At 65.6% G+C, this 14795-nt stretch carries 16 protein-coding genes; 13 read left to right on the top strand and 3 right to left on the bottom strand.

Annotated features, from left to right (window positions below):
* The first annotated feature begins 37 nt into the window (after positions 1-37).
* Together SB751_RS03825 and aroA are read left to right on the top strand one after the other, a co-directional pair.
* Complete coding sequence (locus SB751_RS03825) at positions 38-934, top strand: prephenate dehydrogenase (protein WP_144197434.1); 897 nt, start codon at positions 38-40, stop codon at positions 932-934.
* A gap of 21 nt (positions 935-955) precedes the next feature.
* Entirely contained in the window at positions 956-2269 is a 1314-nt protein-coding gene (gene aroA, locus SB751_RS03820; RefSeq protein ID WP_410747795.1) for a 3-phosphoshikimate 1-carboxyvinyltransferase, read from the top strand.
* 13 nt (positions 2270-2282) lie between these two features.
* Here aroA and SB751_RS03815 read toward each other — a convergent pair whose 3' ends face one another.
* A complete protein-coding gene (locus SB751_RS03815; protein WP_250025098.1) occupies positions 2283-2513 on the bottom strand; it encodes a DUF2061 domain-containing protein in 231 nt (76 codons plus the stop codon).
* A gap of 168 nt (positions 2514-2681) precedes the next feature.
* Here SB751_RS03815 and cmk point away from each other — a divergent pair, with 168 nt between their 5' ends.
* From cmk to cysM, 11 genes are all read left to right on the top strand, one after another.
* On the top strand, positions 2682-3344 hold the full coding sequence (gene cmk / locus SB751_RS03810) for a (d)CMP kinase (protein ID WP_092298419.1): 663 nt from the start codon (positions 2682-2684) through the stop codon (positions 3342-3344).
* A 40-nt stretch (positions 3345-3384) separates the two neighbouring features.
* Positions 3385-5172: a 30S ribosomal protein S1 gene (gene rpsA / locus SB751_RS03805; RefSeq protein ID WP_410747794.1), complete on the top strand. Its 1788-nt coding sequence runs from the start codon at positions 3385-3387 to the stop codon at positions 5170-5172.
* 30 nt (positions 5173-5202) lie between these two features.
* Positions 5203-5610, top strand: coding sequence for an integration host factor subunit beta (locus tag SB751_RS03800; RefSeq protein ID WP_144197439.1), 408 nt, complete (start codon positions 5203-5205; stop codon positions 5608-5610).
* A 211-nt stretch (positions 5611-5821) separates the two neighbouring features.
* The gene (locus SB751_RS03795) at positions 5822-6145 is read left to right on the top strand and encodes a lipopolysaccharide assembly protein LapA domain-containing protein (RefSeq protein WP_092298428.1); all 324 of its coding nucleotides are present in this window, start codon (positions 5822-5824) and stop codon (positions 6143-6145) included.
* Positions 6146-6148: 3 nt separating this feature from the next.
* The gene (gene lapB, locus SB751_RS03790) at positions 6149-7378 is read left to right on the top strand and encodes a lipopolysaccharide assembly protein LapB (RefSeq protein WP_144197440.1); all 1230 of its coding nucleotides are present in this window, start codon (positions 6149-6151) and stop codon (positions 7376-7378) included.
* A 44-nt stretch (positions 7379-7422) separates the two neighbouring features.
* Positions 7423-8796 carry a UDP-glucose dehydrogenase family protein gene (locus SB751_RS03785; RefSeq protein WP_144197441.1) on the top strand — a complete coding sequence of 458 codons (1374 nt, stop codon included), beginning with the start codon at positions 7423-7425 and terminating at the stop codon, positions 8794-8796.
* Between the two features lie 6 nt (positions 8797-8802).
* Positions 8803-9744 (top strand): D-glycero-beta-D-manno-heptose-7-phosphate kinase, encoded by a 942-nt coding sequence (gene rfaE1 / locus SB751_RS03780; protein WP_144197442.1) that lies wholly within the window; start codon positions 8803-8805, stop codon positions 9742-9744.
* A 42-nt stretch (positions 9745-9786) separates the two neighbouring features.
* Positions 9787-10782 (top strand): ADP-glyceromanno-heptose 6-epimerase, encoded by a 996-nt coding sequence (rfaD, locus tag SB751_RS03775; protein ID WP_144197443.1) that lies wholly within the window; start codon positions 9787-9789, stop codon positions 10780-10782.
* Between the two features lie 183 nt (positions 10783-10965).
* Complete coding sequence (locus SB751_RS03770; protein WP_410747793.1) at positions 10966-11340, top strand: ComEA family DNA-binding protein; 375 nt, start codon at positions 10966-10968, stop codon at positions 11338-11340.
* Positions 11341-11487: 147 nt separating this feature from the next.
* On the top strand, positions 11488-12801 hold the full coding sequence (locus SB751_RS03765; RefSeq protein WP_144197445.1) for a solute carrier family 23 protein: 1314 nt from the start codon (positions 11488-11490) through the stop codon (positions 12799-12801).
* A 133-nt stretch (positions 12802-12934) separates the two neighbouring features.
* Complete coding sequence (gene cysM / locus SB751_RS03760; RefSeq protein ID WP_144197446.1) at positions 12935-13837, top strand: cysteine synthase CysM; 903 nt, start codon at positions 12935-12937, stop codon at positions 13835-13837.
* A 70-nt stretch (positions 13838-13907) separates the two neighbouring features.
* On the opposite strand, the gene SB751_RS03755 is transcribed toward cysM, so the two are convergent.
* Positions 13908-14393, bottom strand: coding sequence for an SRPBCC family protein (locus tag SB751_RS03755; RefSeq protein WP_144197447.1), 486 nt, complete (start codon positions 14391-14393; stop codon positions 13908-13910).
* Positions 14365-14733 (bottom strand): ArsR/SmtB family transcription factor, encoded by a 369-nt coding sequence (locus SB751_RS03750; protein ID WP_144197448.1) that lies wholly within the window; start codon positions 14731-14733, stop codon positions 14365-14367. The genes SB751_RS03755 and SB751_RS03750 overlap by 29 nt, the downstream gene beginning before the upstream one ends.
* Positions 14734-14795 lie beyond the last annotated feature (62 nt).

The raw sequence follows: 14795 nt of genomic DNA, 5'->3' as shown, positions 1-14795 counted from the left end.
GATTTTAAGTTTTCTGCCACGCTGGTGGCCTGATACCGTGAGCGCTCTGCATTTTTCCCGGGTTGTGATTGTCGGCGTGGGCCTGATTGGCGGCTCGCTGGCGTTGTCGCTGAAGCGCGCAGGCGTGGTGGGCACCGTGGTGGGCGTGGGACGTTCGGCGGCTTCGCTCGAGAAGGCCAAGTCGCTGGGCGTGATCGACGAGATTGCCTCGCTCGAAGACGCCGCGCGCGGCGCCAGCCTGATCGTGCTGTGCGCGCCGGTCGCCCAGAACTTTGCGCTGTTGCACGCGCTGGAGCCGCACCTGGAGCCGGGCACGATCGTGACGGACGCAGGCAGCACCAAGTCCGACGTGATCATGGCCGCCAAGACCGCCCTGGGCGACAAGGTGGCCCAGTTCGTCCCCGCCCACCCGATTGCCGGCCGCGAGCTGAGCGGCGTGGAGGCGGCGCTGAACGACCTCTACCTCGGCAAGAAGGTAGTGCTGTGCCCGCTGCAGGAGAACGCGCGGACCGACGTGGCCGCCGTGCGCGCGATGTGGGAATCCACGGGCGCCGACTGCCATGTGATGTCCGCGGTACAGCACGACGCCGTGTTCGCGGCGGTGAGCCACCTGCCGCACCTGCTGGCCTTCGCGCTGGTCGCCCAACTGGTCAATGCCGAGGATGCCGCGCTGAAGCTCGATTTTGCCGGCGGCGGGTTCCGCGATTTCACGCGCATTGCGGGCTCCTCGCCCGAGATGTGGCGTGACATCTGCATCGCCAACAAGGAGGCGCTGCTGCGCGAGATCGACACCTATGAAAAGGTGCTCGCGCACCTGAAGACCCAGATCAAGGAAGGCGATGCCGAGGGCCTGGAGCGCGTGTTCACGCGGGCCAGCGGCGCCCGCCAGAAGTGGGGCACCGCGCGTGCGGCTGTCACCAACGTCGAACCCTGAAGCGCTGAATCTGCCCACATCATGGAACATCTGACCCTCGCCCCCCTGACGCGTGCTTCCGGCACGGTGCGGCTGCCCGGCTCGAAGAGCATCTCCAACCGCGTGCTGCTGCTGGCGGCGCTTGCCACCGGCCAGACGCGCGTGCGCGATCTGCTGGACTCGGACGACACCCGCGTCATGCTCGACGCCCTGAAGGTGCTCGGCGTGAGCTGGCAGCGCGATGGCGTCGACTGCATCGTCACCGGCGCGGGTGGCAATTTTGCGAATAAATCGGCCGATCTGTTCATGGGCAACGCCGGCACGGCGATCCGTCCGCTGACCGCGGCGCTGGCCCTGCAGGGTGGCACGTACCGGCTCTCCGGGGTGCCGCGCATGCACGAGCGGCCCATCGGCGATCTGGTCGACGGTCTGCGCCAGGTGGGTGCGTCCGTGGATTACCTCGGCACGGAAGGTTACCCGCCGCTCCAGATCAACCCGGCGCAGATCCGCATCGACGCGCCGATCCGCGTGCGCGGCGATGTATCGAGCCAGTTCCTGACCGCGCTGCTGATGACGCTGCCGATGGCCAGCGCGCCGTCCGGCCGCATCGAGATCGAGGTGGTTGGCGAGCTGATTTCGAAGCCGTATATCGAGATCACCCTGAACCTGCTGGCGCGCTTCGGTATCGACGTGGAGCGGCAGGGCTGGGAGCGCTTCATCCTGCCGGCCGGCGCGCAGTACCGCTCGCCGGGTGAGATCTACGTGGAAGGCGATGCCTCCACGGCATCGTATTTTCTTGCGGCCGGCGCGATTGGCGGCGGACCGGTGCGCGTGGAAGGTGTGGGCTTGTCCAGTATCCAGGGCGACGTGCGCTTTGCCGATGCACTGAACCGGATGGGCGCCAACGTGATGGCTGGCGACAACTGGATCGAGGTACGAGGCACCGAGCGCGACGACGGCCGGCTGAACGGCATCGAGCTCGACTGCAACCACATTCCCGACGCCGCGATGACGCTGGCCGTGGCTGCGCTGTTCGCGGAAGGCACCACCACGCTGACCAATATCGCCAGCTGGCGGGTCAAGGAAACGGACCGGATTGCGGCGATGGCGACCGAGTTGCGCAAGCTCGGCGCCACGGTGGAAGAGGGCGCCGACTACCTGCGTGTGACGCCGCCGGCATCTGTAGCCGACTGGCGCACGCCAGCCGAAGGCATCGGCACCTATGATGATCACCGCATGGCGATGTGCTTCTCGCTGGCGGCATTCGGCCCGCTGCCGGTGCGTATCAACGAACCCGGCTGCGTGGCCAAGACATTCCCGGAATACTTCTCGGTGTTTGCCGGGGTGGCGCGGTAAGGGGTCACTCCGGTCAAATAGTGGCCGTGGCGGGCACCCCGTGTCCGGCGTGCGCGCTGGCGGCGCCGGATGCACTGCGTTCGCGCCGTTCCCAGTATTTATCGAAGAAGTAGTGGGCCACGGTATTCACGGCCGGCTCGATGAAGGTGATGGCACCGCTGATGGCCAGATTGCCAGTCAGCGCATAGGTCACGCTGAAGGCGATGCCCAGGTGCATGATGCCGAAAGTCAGGGTCTTGGCCATGATAGATTGCCTCGCATTCTTGGAGTTGGCTCGGGGATTCGGGGTGGCTCGCCCGGGCTGTTCTGTGGGGATGGGTGGCGGGGAGGCCGCCCGTGCGAGCCATGGAACAAATAATAATGATTCTTAATTGATTTTCAAAATCAATAGTTTTTAGCGCACCAATAACCAATGACTATGATCGACGTCATCACCATTGATGGCCCCACGGCGTCCGGCAAGGGCACTGTGGCGCACAAGGTGGCCGACGCCCTTGGCTTTCACCTGCTCGACAGCGGCGCCCTCTACCGGCTTGTGGCGCTGGCGAGCGACCGCGCGGACGTGGACCTGCAGGACGTGTCCACCCTTGCAAAGATGGCGGCCCGCCTCGATGTGAAGTTCGGCCCGGACCGGGTCTGGCTGTCCGGCGAGGAGGTGAGCCAGGCCATCCGCGCCGAAGCTATCGGCAACCGGGCCTCGGCCATCGCCGTGCACCAGCCGGTGCGGGATGCGTTGACAGCACTCCAGCGCGGCTTCCGCAAGCTGCCCGGGCTGGTGGCCGACGGCCGCGACATGGGCACGGTGATCTTTCCCGAGGCCCGCCTCAAGGTCTTCCTGACCGCAAGTGTCGAGGCCCGCGCCCGCAGGCGCTATAAACAATTGATTGATAAGGGAATTTCTGCTAATATCGAAGACCTTTTGCGTGACCTCGAGGCGCGCGACGCGCGGGACCGTTCCCGTGCCGCCGCCCCGCTGCGTCCCGCCGAAGACGCGCAACGGCTCGATACCTCCGACATGTCGGTGGATGAGGCCGTGGCGCAGGTGCTGGAGTGGTACACCGCCGTACGGCGTTGAACCGGTCTGGCGCCAACTGGAGCCTTGCCCCGGATGACCGGTGCAAGGCGTTCATCAACTAACCCCGCTGCGATGGCAGACTGAGCGCGATTGTCGCGCCGGCCAGCGTACTGCGGACTGCTCACACACGTTTATGTCCGACCTGCAAACTAACGAATCCTTTGCCGCACTGTTCGAGGAATCCGTCGCCCGCTCCAATATGAAGGCTGGCGAAGTGATCTCCGCTGAAGTCGTGCGCATCGACCACAACTTCGTGGTCGTCAACGCCGGCCTCAAGTCCGAGGCATTCGTGCCGGTGGAGGAGTTCCTGAACGACCAGGGCGAACTCGAAGTGCAGGCCGGCGACTATGTCTCCGTGGCCATCGATGCGCTCGAGAACGGCTATGGCGACACGATTCTGTCCCGCGACAAGGCCAAGCGCCTGGCATCGTGGCTGAACCTCGAGAAGGCGCTGGAAGACGGCGAAATCATCTCGGGTACCGTGACCGGCAAGGTCAAGGGCGGCCTGACCGTGATGGTCAATGGCATCCGTGCCTTCCTGCCCGGTTCGCTCGTCGACGTGCGTCCGATCAAGGACACCACGCCGTACGAAGGCAAGACCCTCGAATTCAAGGTTATCAAGCTCGACCGCAAGCGTAACAACGTTGTGCTGTCGCGCCGTGCCGTGGTGGAAGCCACGCTGGGCGAAGAGCGCCAGAAGCTGATGGAAACGCTGAAGGAAGGCGCCATCGTCAACGGTATCGTCAAGAACATCACCGACTACGGCGCGTTCGTGGACCTGGGTGGCATCGACGGCCTGCTGCACATCACCGACCTGGCATGGCGTCGCGTGCGTCATCCGAGCGAAGTGCTGTCGGTTGGCCAGGAAATCACCGCCAAGATCCTCAAGTTCGACCAGGAAAAGAACCGCGTCTCGCTGGGCGTGAAGCAACTGGGCGAAGATCCGTGGGTGGGCATCTCGCGCCGCTACCCGCAAGGCACCCGCCTGTTCGGCAAGGTGACCAACCTGACCGACTACGGCGCGTTCGTCGAGATCGAAGCCGGTATCGAAGGCCTGGTCCACGTGTCCGAAATGGACTGGACCAACAAGAACGTGGCTCCGTCGAAGGTTGTCCAGCTGGGCGACGAAGTGGAAGTCATGGTTCTGGATATCGACGAAGACAAGCGTCGTATCAGCCTGGGCATGAAGCAGTGCAAGGCCAATCCGTGGGACGATTTCAGCCGCAACCACAAGAAGGGCGACAAGCTGACGGGCCAGATCAAGTCGATCACCGACTTCGGCGTGTTCATCGGCCTGCCCGGTGGCATCGATGGCCTGGTGCACCTGTCCGACCTGTCCTGGCAAGAAACCGGCGAAGAGGCCGTGCGCAAGTACAAGAAGGGCGACGAAGTGGAAGCCGTGGTACTGGGCATCGACGTCGACAAGGAACGCATCTCGCTGGGTATCAAGCAACTGTCGGGCGACCCGTTCAACAACTTCATCTCGGCCAACGACAAGGGTTCGCTGGTCAACGGCGTGATCAAGGCCGTTGATGCCAAGGGCGCCGTGGTGCAGCTGGCTGACGACGTGGAAGGCTACCTGCGCGCCTCGGAAATCTCCGCGGACCGCGTGGAAGATGCCCGCAACGTGCTGAAGGAAGGCGAGCAGATCACGGCCCTGGTGGTGAACGTGGACCGCAAGTCGCGCAACATCAACCTGTCGATCAAGGCCAAGGACAACGTGGAACAGCAGGAAGCCATGCAAAAGTTCGCGGCTGACACCGGCACGGCTGGCACGACCAACCTCGGCGCACTGCTGAAGGCCAAGCTCGGCCAGGACAACCAGTAATCGTCAGCGCCCGCGCCCGCGAGACCGCCCATGACCAAGTCCGAGCTCGTCGAAAAACTGGCTGCCCGTTTCCCGCAGTTGTTGCTGCGGGATGCGGACATCTCGGTGAAAACGATTCTCGACGCGATGTCCGAAGCCCTGGCCGATGGCCATCGCATCGAGATTCGCGGCTTCGGCAGCTTTGGTTTGAATCGGCGGCCTCCGCGTGTGGGCCGCAACCCCAAGTCCGGCGAACGCGTGCTGGTGCCCGAAAAGCGGGTGCCGCACTTCAAGGCGGGCAAGGAGTTGCGCGAACGCGTGGACCGCAGCCCGGGGCCGTCGCATCACGGCCAGACCGTGCATCACGGCAATGGCTCGCACGGCGACCACGCCGCGCAGGTATCGGCTCCGGCCGGTACGCTGCACGAGGATGGCCAGCTCAACCTGGTTCGGTCCTGACGCGAACGCGGTGATAATCTGGAAGTCTGTTGGAAAGCGCTCCCTCGGGAGCGCTTTTTTGTTTGGGGTGCCACGGTGCGCCGCGCGACCAAACGTTACCGTTTGCCTGAAGTGATTCCGCTACAATGCCGGGAACCCGTCGCCGGGAGCCATGGCGCACATTACGCGCGTCCATGCTTTCGCTGTCCTGAGTCCCGATGGCCGTCACCGCATGAAACTCATCGCCTGGATTTTCCGCATCGTCCTGTTCGCCCTGCTGTTCGTCCTGGCATTGCGCAACACCGAGGATGCGTCCCTGCAGCTGTTCCTTGGCGCCGTGTGGCATGCGCCGCTGATCCTGATTCTGCTGGCCGCGTTCGGGCTGGGTATCGTCGCGGCGCTGGCCGCGGTGGCGCCGGCACTGATGCGTCAGCGGATGGAGGCCACGCGCCTGCGCCGCGCGCTGGCCCAGGCGCGCGTGCCGATGCCGGCGGACACCGTGCCGCCCGAGGCCAAGCCCGGCGTTCCCTATAACGTAGTCGGCCCGAAAGTCTGATCCATGATGTTTGAAACCTGGTGGCTGCTGGTATTGCCGCTTGTCTTTGGCCTTGGCTGGATGGCGGCGCGGCTCGACCTGCGCCAGCTGATCAGCGAGCAAGGCGCACTGCCGCGCTCGTATTTCAAGGGCCTCAATTTCCTGCTCAACGAGCAGCCGGACCAAGCCATCGACGCCTTCGTCGAGGTGGCCCGGCTCGACCCGGAAACCACCGAACTCCACTTTGCGCTGGGCGCGCTGTTCCGCCGCCGGGGCGAGACCGAGCGCGCGATCCGCGTCCATCAGAACCTGGCCACGCGCCCGGACCTGCCCGAGCCCGAGCGCGAGCACGCGCTCTATGAACTGGGCCAGGACTTCCTGCGCGCCGGACTGCTCGACCGCGCCGAGGAGTCGCTGCGCCGGCTGATGTCGGGCCCGTACGCGGCGTCGGCCAAGCGCGTGCTGCTGGAGCTGTACGAAGTCGAGAAGGAATGGCAGAAGGCCATTGATGCCGCGCGCGAGCTGCAGACACTCGAGCAGAAGGACTACCGCGTGCAGATCGCCCAGTTCTGCTGCGAACTGGCGCAGGACGCGCTCCAGAAAAAGCGTCCCGAGGACGCCGTGGCGTGGCTGCGGCGCGCGAGCGAGGAGAACCCGGCCAATGTGCGCGCGCCGATCCTGCTCGGCGACGTGGCGATGGCCAGTGGCGACGCCCGCGCCGCGCTGGGCCACTGGCTCGGCATTGAGACGCAGGATGCAGCTTACCTGCCGCTGGTGGCCGACCGCGTGGTCAAAGCCTACGGCACGCTGGGCGAGCAGGGCCAGGCCATCGACTGGCTGCGCGGGCTGCTCAAGGGCAACCTCGCGCCGGAACTGCTCGATACCGCCTATCGCACCGAACTGGACGTGAACGGTCCGGAGGCGGCTGCCGCGTTGATGCGCGAGCAGCTGCGCCGCCAACCCACGCTGCTGGCGCTGACCCGCTATTTCGAGGCGCAGGCCGCCGAGATGCAGGCCGCGGAAGCTGCTGTTGCCGAAGGCGCCGCCGTGGCCACGGCTGGCGGCGAAGCGGTCGCGCCGGACCAGACGTCGGAAGTGGCCGCCATCCGCGACCTGCTCCAGGTGCGCACGCGCAACCTCGCCCGCTACACCTGCCGCGAATGCGGCTTCCGCGCCCGGCTGTTCTACTGGCAGTGCCCCGGCTGCAATCGCTGGGAAACCTATGCCCCACGCCGCTCCGAAGCGCTTGGCTGATCGCTGTCTCTTGTTGAGCCCCTCCCTGTTCTGGAGCTTCTGCTATGAAAGTCACAATTATCGGTAGCGGCTATGTCGGCCTGGTCACCGGCGCCTGCCTGGCGGAACTCGGCAATTCGGTGTTCTGTCTCGATGTGGACGAACGCAAGATCGCCATGCTCAATGCTGGCGGCGTGCCGATCTATGAGCCGGGCCTCAAGGAGCTGATCGAGCGTAATCGCGCTGCCGGCCGCCTGACGTTTTCGACCGACGTGGCGGCCAGCGTGGAGCACGCCGACGTGCAGTTCATTGCCGTGGGCACGCCCCCGGACGAGGACGGCTCGGCGGACCTGCAATACGTGCTGGCCGCCGCGCGCAACATCGGCCGCCACATGACCGGCTTCAAGGTGGTGGTGGACAAGTCCACCGTGCCAGTGGGCACCGGCGACCGCGTGGCCGCCGCCATCCGTGAGGAACTGGCCGCGCGCGGGCTGGAAGACCTGCAGTACTCGGTGGTCTCGAACCCAGAGTTCCTGAAGGAAGGCGCGGCTGTGGAGGATTTCATGCGCCCGGACCGCATCGTGCTCGGCTGCTCGCCCGACGTCGCCGGCCGCCACGCCAAGGCCATCATGCGCGAGCTGTACTCGCCGTTCAACCGCAACCACGAGCGCACCTTCTATATGGATGTGCGCTCGGCCGAGTTCACCAAGTATGCGGCCAACTCGATGCTGGCGACTCGCATTTCCTTTATGAACGAGCTGGCCAACCTGGCTGACGAGGTGGGCGCGGACATCGAACTGGTGCGACTGGGCATCGGCTCCGACCCGCGCATCGGTTACAGCTTCCTGTACGCCGGCGCCGGCTACGGCGGCTCGTGTTTCCCGAAGGACGTGCAGGCGCTGATGCGCACGGCCACCTCGTACGGCAAGCCGATGCGGGTGCTGGAGGCCGTGGAGGCCGTCAACGACGCCCAGAAGCAGGTGCTGGCCAACAAGGTCATCAAGCGCTTTGGCGAAGACCTGACGGGCAAGACCTTCGCGGTCTGGGGCCTCGCATTCAAGCCAAATACCGATGACATGCGTGAAGCGCCGTCGCGGGTGCTGGTGCGCGAACTGGTGTCGCGCGGCGCCGTGCTACGCGTGCACGACCCGGTGGCGATGGCTGAGGCCCGCCGTGTGATCGAGGCGGATCTTGCCGACATCGAAGGCGGCGCGGGGCGAGTACACTTCTGCGAGGCGCAGATGGATGTCCTCGAGGACGCCGACGCGCTTGTGATCGTGACCGAGTGGAAGGTATTCCGCAGCCCGGATTTCAGCGAGATCCGCGCCAAGCTGAAGACCCCGGTCATCATCGACGGCCGCAATCTCTATGAACCCGATGCCATGGCGACTGCCGGCATCGAATACCACGCGATCGGGCGCTCTGCCTCGATGCGCTGAGACCCTATGAGCAAGAATCAGATTTCGCAGGACCAGATTCGACAATCGCAGGTGCTGGTGGTGGGCGACATGATGCTGGACCGTTACTGGTTTGGCGACGTGGAGCGCATTTCCCCGGAGGCGCCGGTGCCGGTGGTGCAGGTCAAGCGCAGTGACGAGCGCCTGGGCGGCGCCGCCAACGTGGCCCGCAATGCCGCAGCGCTGGGCGCACAGGTAGGCATGCTCGGTGTGGTGGGCGACGACGAGCCGGGCCGCACGCTTGAGGCGCTGCTGGCCGAGAGCCACGTGCAGCCCTACCTGCAACGCGATCCCACCCTCAACACGACGATCAAGCTGCGCGTGCTGGCCCATCAGCAGCAGCTGCTGCGCGTCGATTTCGAGAGCGCACCGGCCAACGAAGTGCTGGCTTCGGTACAGGACCGCTTCAACGCCCTGGTGGCCGACTACCAGGTGCTGGTCCTGTCCGACTATGGCAAGGGCGGCCTGGCGCACGTCGGGCGCATGGTGGAGGCGGGCCGCGCTGCCGGCCGCACCGTGCTGGTGGACCCCAAGGGCGACGATTATTCGCGCTACCGGGGCGCCACGCTGATCACGCCGAACCGCGCCGAGATGCGCGCCGTGGTGGGCGCCTGGAAGACCGAGGCGGACCTGACCATCCGTGCCCAGAACCTGCGCCGCTCGCTCCAGCTCGAGGCGCTGCTGCTGACGCGCTCGGAAGAGGGCATGACGCTCTACACCGAAGCCGAGGTGCTCCATGTCTCGGCCCAGGCGCGCGAAGTCTATGATGTATCGGGGGCCGGCGATACCGTGATTGCCACGCTCGCCACCATGCTCGGCGCCGGTGTGCCGCTCAAGGAAGCCGTGCAGCACGCCAACCGGGCCGGCGGCATCGTCGTCGGCAAGCTGGGTACCGCTGTTGTCACGTATCCCGAACTGTTCGGCGCCTGAGGCGCGTGTCGTAAAAGTCCGAAATTCGAGTCTGAAACTACCATGACCATCATCGTGACCGGCGCCGCCGGCTTTATCGGCAGCAACCTCGTCAAGGGCTTGAACGAGCGCGGCGAGACCAATATCGTCGCGGTCGACAACCTGACCCGGGCCGAGAAGTTCGGCAACCTCGTGGACTGCGAGATCGCCGACTACCTCGACAAGTCGGAATTCGTCCAGCGCTTTGCGCGGGGGGACTTCGGCAAGGTTCGCGCGGTGTTCCATGAGGGCGCGTGCTCCGACACCATGGAGACCGACGGCCGCTACATGATGGAGAACAACTACCGCTACACGCTGGCGCTGATGGAAGCCTGCCTGGAGCAGGGCACGCAGTTCCTCTACGCCTCGTCGGCGGCCACCTACGGCGCGTCGACGATGTTCCGCGAGGACCGCGAGTACGAGCGCCCGCTGAACGTGTACGGCTATTCGAAGTTCCTGTTCGACCAGGTGGTGCGGCGCCGGCTGCCGGCGACCCACTCGCAGATCGTCGGCTTCCGCTACTTCAACGTGTATGGCCCGCGCGAGTACCACAAGGGCCGCATGGCGTCGGTGGCGTTCCACCACTTCAACCAGTTCCGGGCCGAAGGCTCGGTGAAGCTGTTCGGCGAGTACAACGGCTACGCGCCGGGCACGCAGAGCCGCGATTTCGTGTCCGTGGAGGACGTGGTCAAGGTCAACCTGTACTTCCTCGATCATCCGGAAAAGTCCGGCATCTTCAACCTTGGCACCGGGCGCTCGCAGCCGTTCAACGACATCGCCGCCAGCGTGGTCAACACGCTGCGCGAGATCGACGACAAGCCGCCGCTCTCGCTCGAGGAGATGGTGCAGGAAGGGCTGGTCGAATACGTGAAGTTCCCCGACGCGCTGCGCGGCAAGTACCAGTGCTTCACCCAGTCCGACGTGTCGCGCCTGCGCGCGGCGGGCTATACCGCCCCGTTCCTCACGGTGCAGGAAGGCGTGTCGCGCTACTGCAAGTGGCTGCTCGAGCGTAACGGCTAACCGATTCGGACGTTTCCCACTGCCGATTGCAACCCCCTCGTTGCAGTTGGCCACACATCCGCGCGGATGTTGTGAACGATTGTGGCCGACTGCGCGTCTGGCCGTCACCCGCTCCTATCCTGACAAGGCTCCGTCGCCATCCCGGCGCGGAGCCTTGATTCCAATATGGAAAGGAGCTTTCTGATGCGCAATCCCTTCAATGTTTCCCTGATCCAGTGCATGCGCCGGATGCTGGCGGCGCTGCTGGTGTCACTCGCGTTCGGTGGTGCCGCCTATGCCAATGTGGACGTCAACGTGGCCGACGAGGCCGCGCTGACCAGCGTGAAGGGCATCGGGCCGGCCACCGCCAAGCGCATCCTCGACGAGCGCGATAAGCATGGCGCCTTCAAGGACGCCGGCGATCTCTCGGACCGGGTGCCCGGCGTGGGGCCGAAGTCGGTGGCCAACCTCGAGGCTGCCGGGCTGACGTTCGGCAAGGCAGCGCCGGCCAGGAAGGATGCCAAGGACGCCAGGACCAAGGCCAGCGTGGCGCCGTCGCCGCAGAAGGCGGCACGCTGAGCCATCCGGCAGGCCAGGCCCCGGGGCGTCAACAGCCTGGGGCTGGTATGCGTTGTGCTTCCTTGTCGGCCGGCGCCGGCCCGGTCGCTTCGCGGCCAGGGCGGCGCGGAGTATCATGCGCGACGTCGATAACAGGGAGAAAACAACATGGCGAATGGCGAGGACACGGGCTTCCTGCCGAAATGGCGGCTCAAGACATCGGGCGTGATCGGCCCGGACGAGCGGCTGCCCGCGGGGCAGACGATACTGGCGGGCATCCAGCACGTGGTGGCGATGTTCGGCTCCACGGCCATCGCGCCGATCCTGATGGGCTTCAACCCGAATATCGCCATCCTGTTCTCGGGCATCGGCACGCTGATCTTCTTCCTGTTCGTGCGCGGGCGCGTGCCGAGCTACCTGGGGTCGAGTTTCGCGTTCATCGCCGTGGTCATCGCGGCCACCGGCTATGCCGGCAGTGGCCCGAACCTGAACATCCCGGTGGCGCTTGGCGGCATCATTGCGGCGGGGGCGGTCTATACGGTGATCGGCCTGATCGTGCAGGCGGTGGGCTACGCCTGGGTGGAGAAGCTGATGCCGCCTGTGGTGACTGGCGCCATCGTCGCGGCAATTGGCCTGAACCTGGCGCCGGTGGCTGTCAAGGCTGTCAGCGCCGCACCGCTCGATACCTGGATCGGCCTGCTGACCGTGCTGGCCGTGGGCCTGATCGCCGTGCGCGCGCCGGGCATGCTGGGGCGCCTGCCGGTGCTGCTGGGTGGGCTGGGCGGCTACCTTGCCTATTACATTGCCACCAATGTGATGGGCATGGGCAAGGCCATCGACTTTTCGGGCGTGGTGTCGGCTGCCTGGTTTGGCCTGCCCGCGTTCACGGCGCCAGTGTTCGAGCCGAGCGCGATGCTGCTGATCGCCCCGGTGGCGATCGTGCTCGTGGCGGAAAACCTCGGCCACATCAAGGCCATCGGCGTGATGACGGGCCGCAACCTGGACCCGTATATCGGCCGGGCATTCATCGGCGACGGCGTGGCCACGATGCTGTCCGCCTCGGGCGGCGGCACGGGCGTGACCACATACGCGGAGAACATGGGCGTGATGGCGGTGACGCGCATCTATTCGACGCTGATTTTCGTGGTGGCGGCGGCGGTGGCCATCCTGCTCGGCTTCTCGCCGAAGTTCGGCGCGCTGATCCTGACGATTCCGGGCCCGGTCATCGGCGGCCTGACCATCGTCGTGTTTGGCCTGATCTCGGCCACAGCCGGGCGGATCTGGGTGCAGAACGGCGTGGATTTCTCCAGCTCACGCAACCTGATCACGGTGGGTGCCACGCTGACCGTGGCGGCCGGCGACCTGACGCTGAAGCTTGGCGGCATGACGCTCGGTGGCATCGGCACAGCCACCTTCGGCGCCATCCTGCTGTATCACCTGCTGGGCAAGGGCCGCGACGAAGAAACCGCGCTGCCGCACTGATCTGGCGGTAGGGCGGGGACGGCTGGGATGGCGGAATGCCCGCCCTGCCGGTGCGGGTAAGGTGGGTGCATTACAATGACCAGCGACAACAAAGACATTGGCGACACCCCCTCCCGCGACATTCCCCTGCACCATGGCCTACAAGACGATCGAAGACACCATCGGCAACACGCCGCTGGTCAGACTCCAGCGCATCCCGGGCGCCGCCATCGAGGCGCGCGGCAATGTGATTCTCGGCAAGCTCGAAGGCAATAACCCGGCCGGTTCCGTCAAGGACCGTCCCGCGCTGTCGATGATCCGTGGCGCCGAGGCGCGCGGCCGTATCAAGCCGGGCGATACGCTGATCGAGGCCACCTCGGGCAATACAGGCATCGCGCTGGCCATGGCTGCGGCCATCCGTGGCTACCGCATGGTGCTGATCATGCCGGAGGACCTGAGCCTCGAGCGCCGGCAGAGCATGTCGGCCTACGGCGCGGAGATCATCCTCACGCCGGTCAAAGGCGGCATGGAGTACGCCCGCGACCTTGCCGACGCCATGGAGCGCGAAGGCAAGGGCGTGATCCTCGACCAGTTCGCCAATCCGGACAATCCGCTGGCGCATTACGAGACTACCGGGCCGGAACTCTGGGCGGAAACCGAGGGTCGCATCACGCACTTTGTGTCGGCGATGGGCACCACGGGCACGATTACCGGCGTCTCGCGCTTCCTCAAGGAAAAGAATCCGGCGATTCAGATCGTCGGCGCGCAGCCGGCCGAGGGCTCGCGCATCCCCGGCATCCGCAAATGGCCGGAAGCCTACCTGCCGAAAATCTACGATCCGAAGTCCGTGGACCGCCAGGAACTGGTGTCGCAGGCCGACGCCGAGCACATGGCCCGTCGCATGGCGCGCGAGGAGGGCATCTTCTGCGGTATCTCCGCCGCCGGCGCACTGTGCGTGGCGCTGCGCGTGGCCGAGGAAGTGGAAAACGCGACGATCGTATTCGTGGTCTGCGACCGCGGTGACCGCTACCTGTCGACTGGCGTGTTCCCGGCCTGATCGGTCATCGGTTCCACGTTTCTCGTACTTGTAAGAAGGCCCCGCGCGATTTGCCGGGGCCTTCTTCTATTTAGCGCAGAGCCAGCGCGAAGTCGTCGAGCTGGGTGATGCAGGTGTTCCAGCCGTCGAAGAAGCCCAGCTTCTCGTGCTGGTCCCGCGTTTCGTCATCGGGGTGCATTACCGTAGCCGTGTAGCGGCTGCCCGTACCTTCGTCGGCCATCGTGATGATGGCCGTGAAGCCAAGCCACGGCTTGGCCGGACGCCAGCCGCCAGTCAGCATCGACGTCATCACCAGGCGCGCTTGCGGCACCACCTCGAGAAAGCTGCCGGGGTTGTCGCTGACGCCACCGTCGGGGCCGCGCATGATGGTATGGAAGGCGCCGCCCGGCCTGAGGTCGAAGGCCAGCACCTCGGTGGTCCAGGGCTTGGGGCACCACCATTCCTTGAGCAAGGCGGGGTCCGACCAGGCGCGCCACAATGCGGCGCGCGGCGCACGGAGCACGCGGGAGATGACGAGGTCGCGGGATTCAGCGTTGTCGGCTGGGCTGTTTGACATGGGCTTGCTCCTCCTGATGTAGACGTTCGACAAATTGGGCCATGCGGTCGGACCTGGCCTCCCAGACGGCGCGTTGCTCGGCCATCCACTGCTCGGCCTGCGACAGCCGCTCCGGCAACAACTCGCACGTGCGGGTGCGCCCGAGCTTGTGCGTGCGGATCAGGCCGCTGCGTTCGAGCACGGTCAGGTGCTTCATGAACGAGGGCAGCGCCATGTCGAACGGCGCCGCCAGCGTGGACACCGACTGCGCGCCGCCGCCCAGCGCGCTGACAATCGCACAGCGGGTGGGGTCGGCGAGCGCGTGGAACACCTCGCTGACCGACGCTCGATAGTTAGCCATATGGGTAACTATAGGCCAAAAGAAAATCCCCGGCAAGGCGGGGCCTCTGCTCGGGGATTTGG

Origin of the sequence: Cupriavidus sp. SIMBA_020 (assembly GCF_046535395.1) — a bacterium.
Taxonomy (GTDB): domain Bacteria; phylum Pseudomonadota; class Gammaproteobacteria; order Burkholderiales; family Burkholderiaceae; genus Cupriavidus; species Cupriavidus campinensis.
Note: the sequence above shows the minus strand (reverse complement) of the source record. Positions and strands in the feature narration are given on the sequence as shown.

Bases quoted from the DNA above. Each gene is read 5' to 3' on its own strand.
- aroA (WP_410747795.1), top strand. From the start codon at position 956: ATGGAACATCTGACCCTCGCCCCCCTGACGCGTGCTTCCGGCACGGTG.
- SB751_RS03815 (WP_250025098.1), bottom strand. From the start codon at position 2,513: ATGGCCAAGACCCTGACTTTCGGCATCATGCACCTGGGCATCGCCTTC.
- cmk (WP_092298419.1), top strand. From the start codon at position 2,682: ATGACTATGATCGACGTCATCACCATTGATGGCCCCACGGCGTCCGGC.
- SB751_RS03800 (WP_144197439.1), top strand. From the start codon at position 5,203: ATGACCAAGTCCGAGCTCGTCGAAAAACTGGCTGCCCGTTTCCCGCAG.
- SB751_RS03795 (WP_092298428.1), top strand. From the start codon at position 5,822: ATGAAACTCATCGCCTGGATTTTCCGCATCGTCCTGTTCGCCCTGCTG.
- lapB (WP_144197440.1), top strand. From the start codon at position 6,149: ATGATGTTTGAAACCTGGTGGCTGCTGGTATTGCCGCTTGTCTTTGGC.
- SB751_RS03785 (WP_144197441.1), top strand. From the start codon at position 7,423: ATGAAAGTCACAATTATCGGTAGCGGCTATGTCGGCCTGGTCACCGGC.
- rfaE1 (WP_144197442.1), top strand. From the start codon at position 8,803: ATGAGCAAGAATCAGATTTCGCAGGACCAGATTCGACAATCGCAGGTG.
- rfaD (WP_144197443.1), top strand. From the start codon at position 9,787: ATGACCATCATCGTGACCGGCGCCGCCGGCTTTATCGGCAGCAACCTC.
- SB751_RS03770 (WP_410747793.1), top strand. From the start codon at position 10,966: ATGCGCAATCCCTTCAATGTTTCCCTGATCCAGTGCATGCGCCGGATG.
- SB751_RS03765 (WP_144197445.1), top strand. From the start codon at position 11,488: ATGGCGAATGGCGAGGACACGGGCTTCCTGCCGAAATGGCGGCTCAAG.
- cysM (WP_144197446.1), top strand. From the start codon at position 12,935: ATGGCCTACAAGACGATCGAAGACACCATCGGCAACACGCCGCTGGTC.
- SB751_RS03755 (WP_144197447.1), bottom strand. From the start codon at position 14,393: ATGTCAAACAGCCCAGCCGACAACGCTGAATCCCGCGACCTCGTCATC.
- SB751_RS03750 (WP_144197448.1), bottom strand. From the start codon at position 14,733: ATGGCTAACTATCGAGCGTCGGTCAGCGAGGTGTTCCACGCGCTCGCC.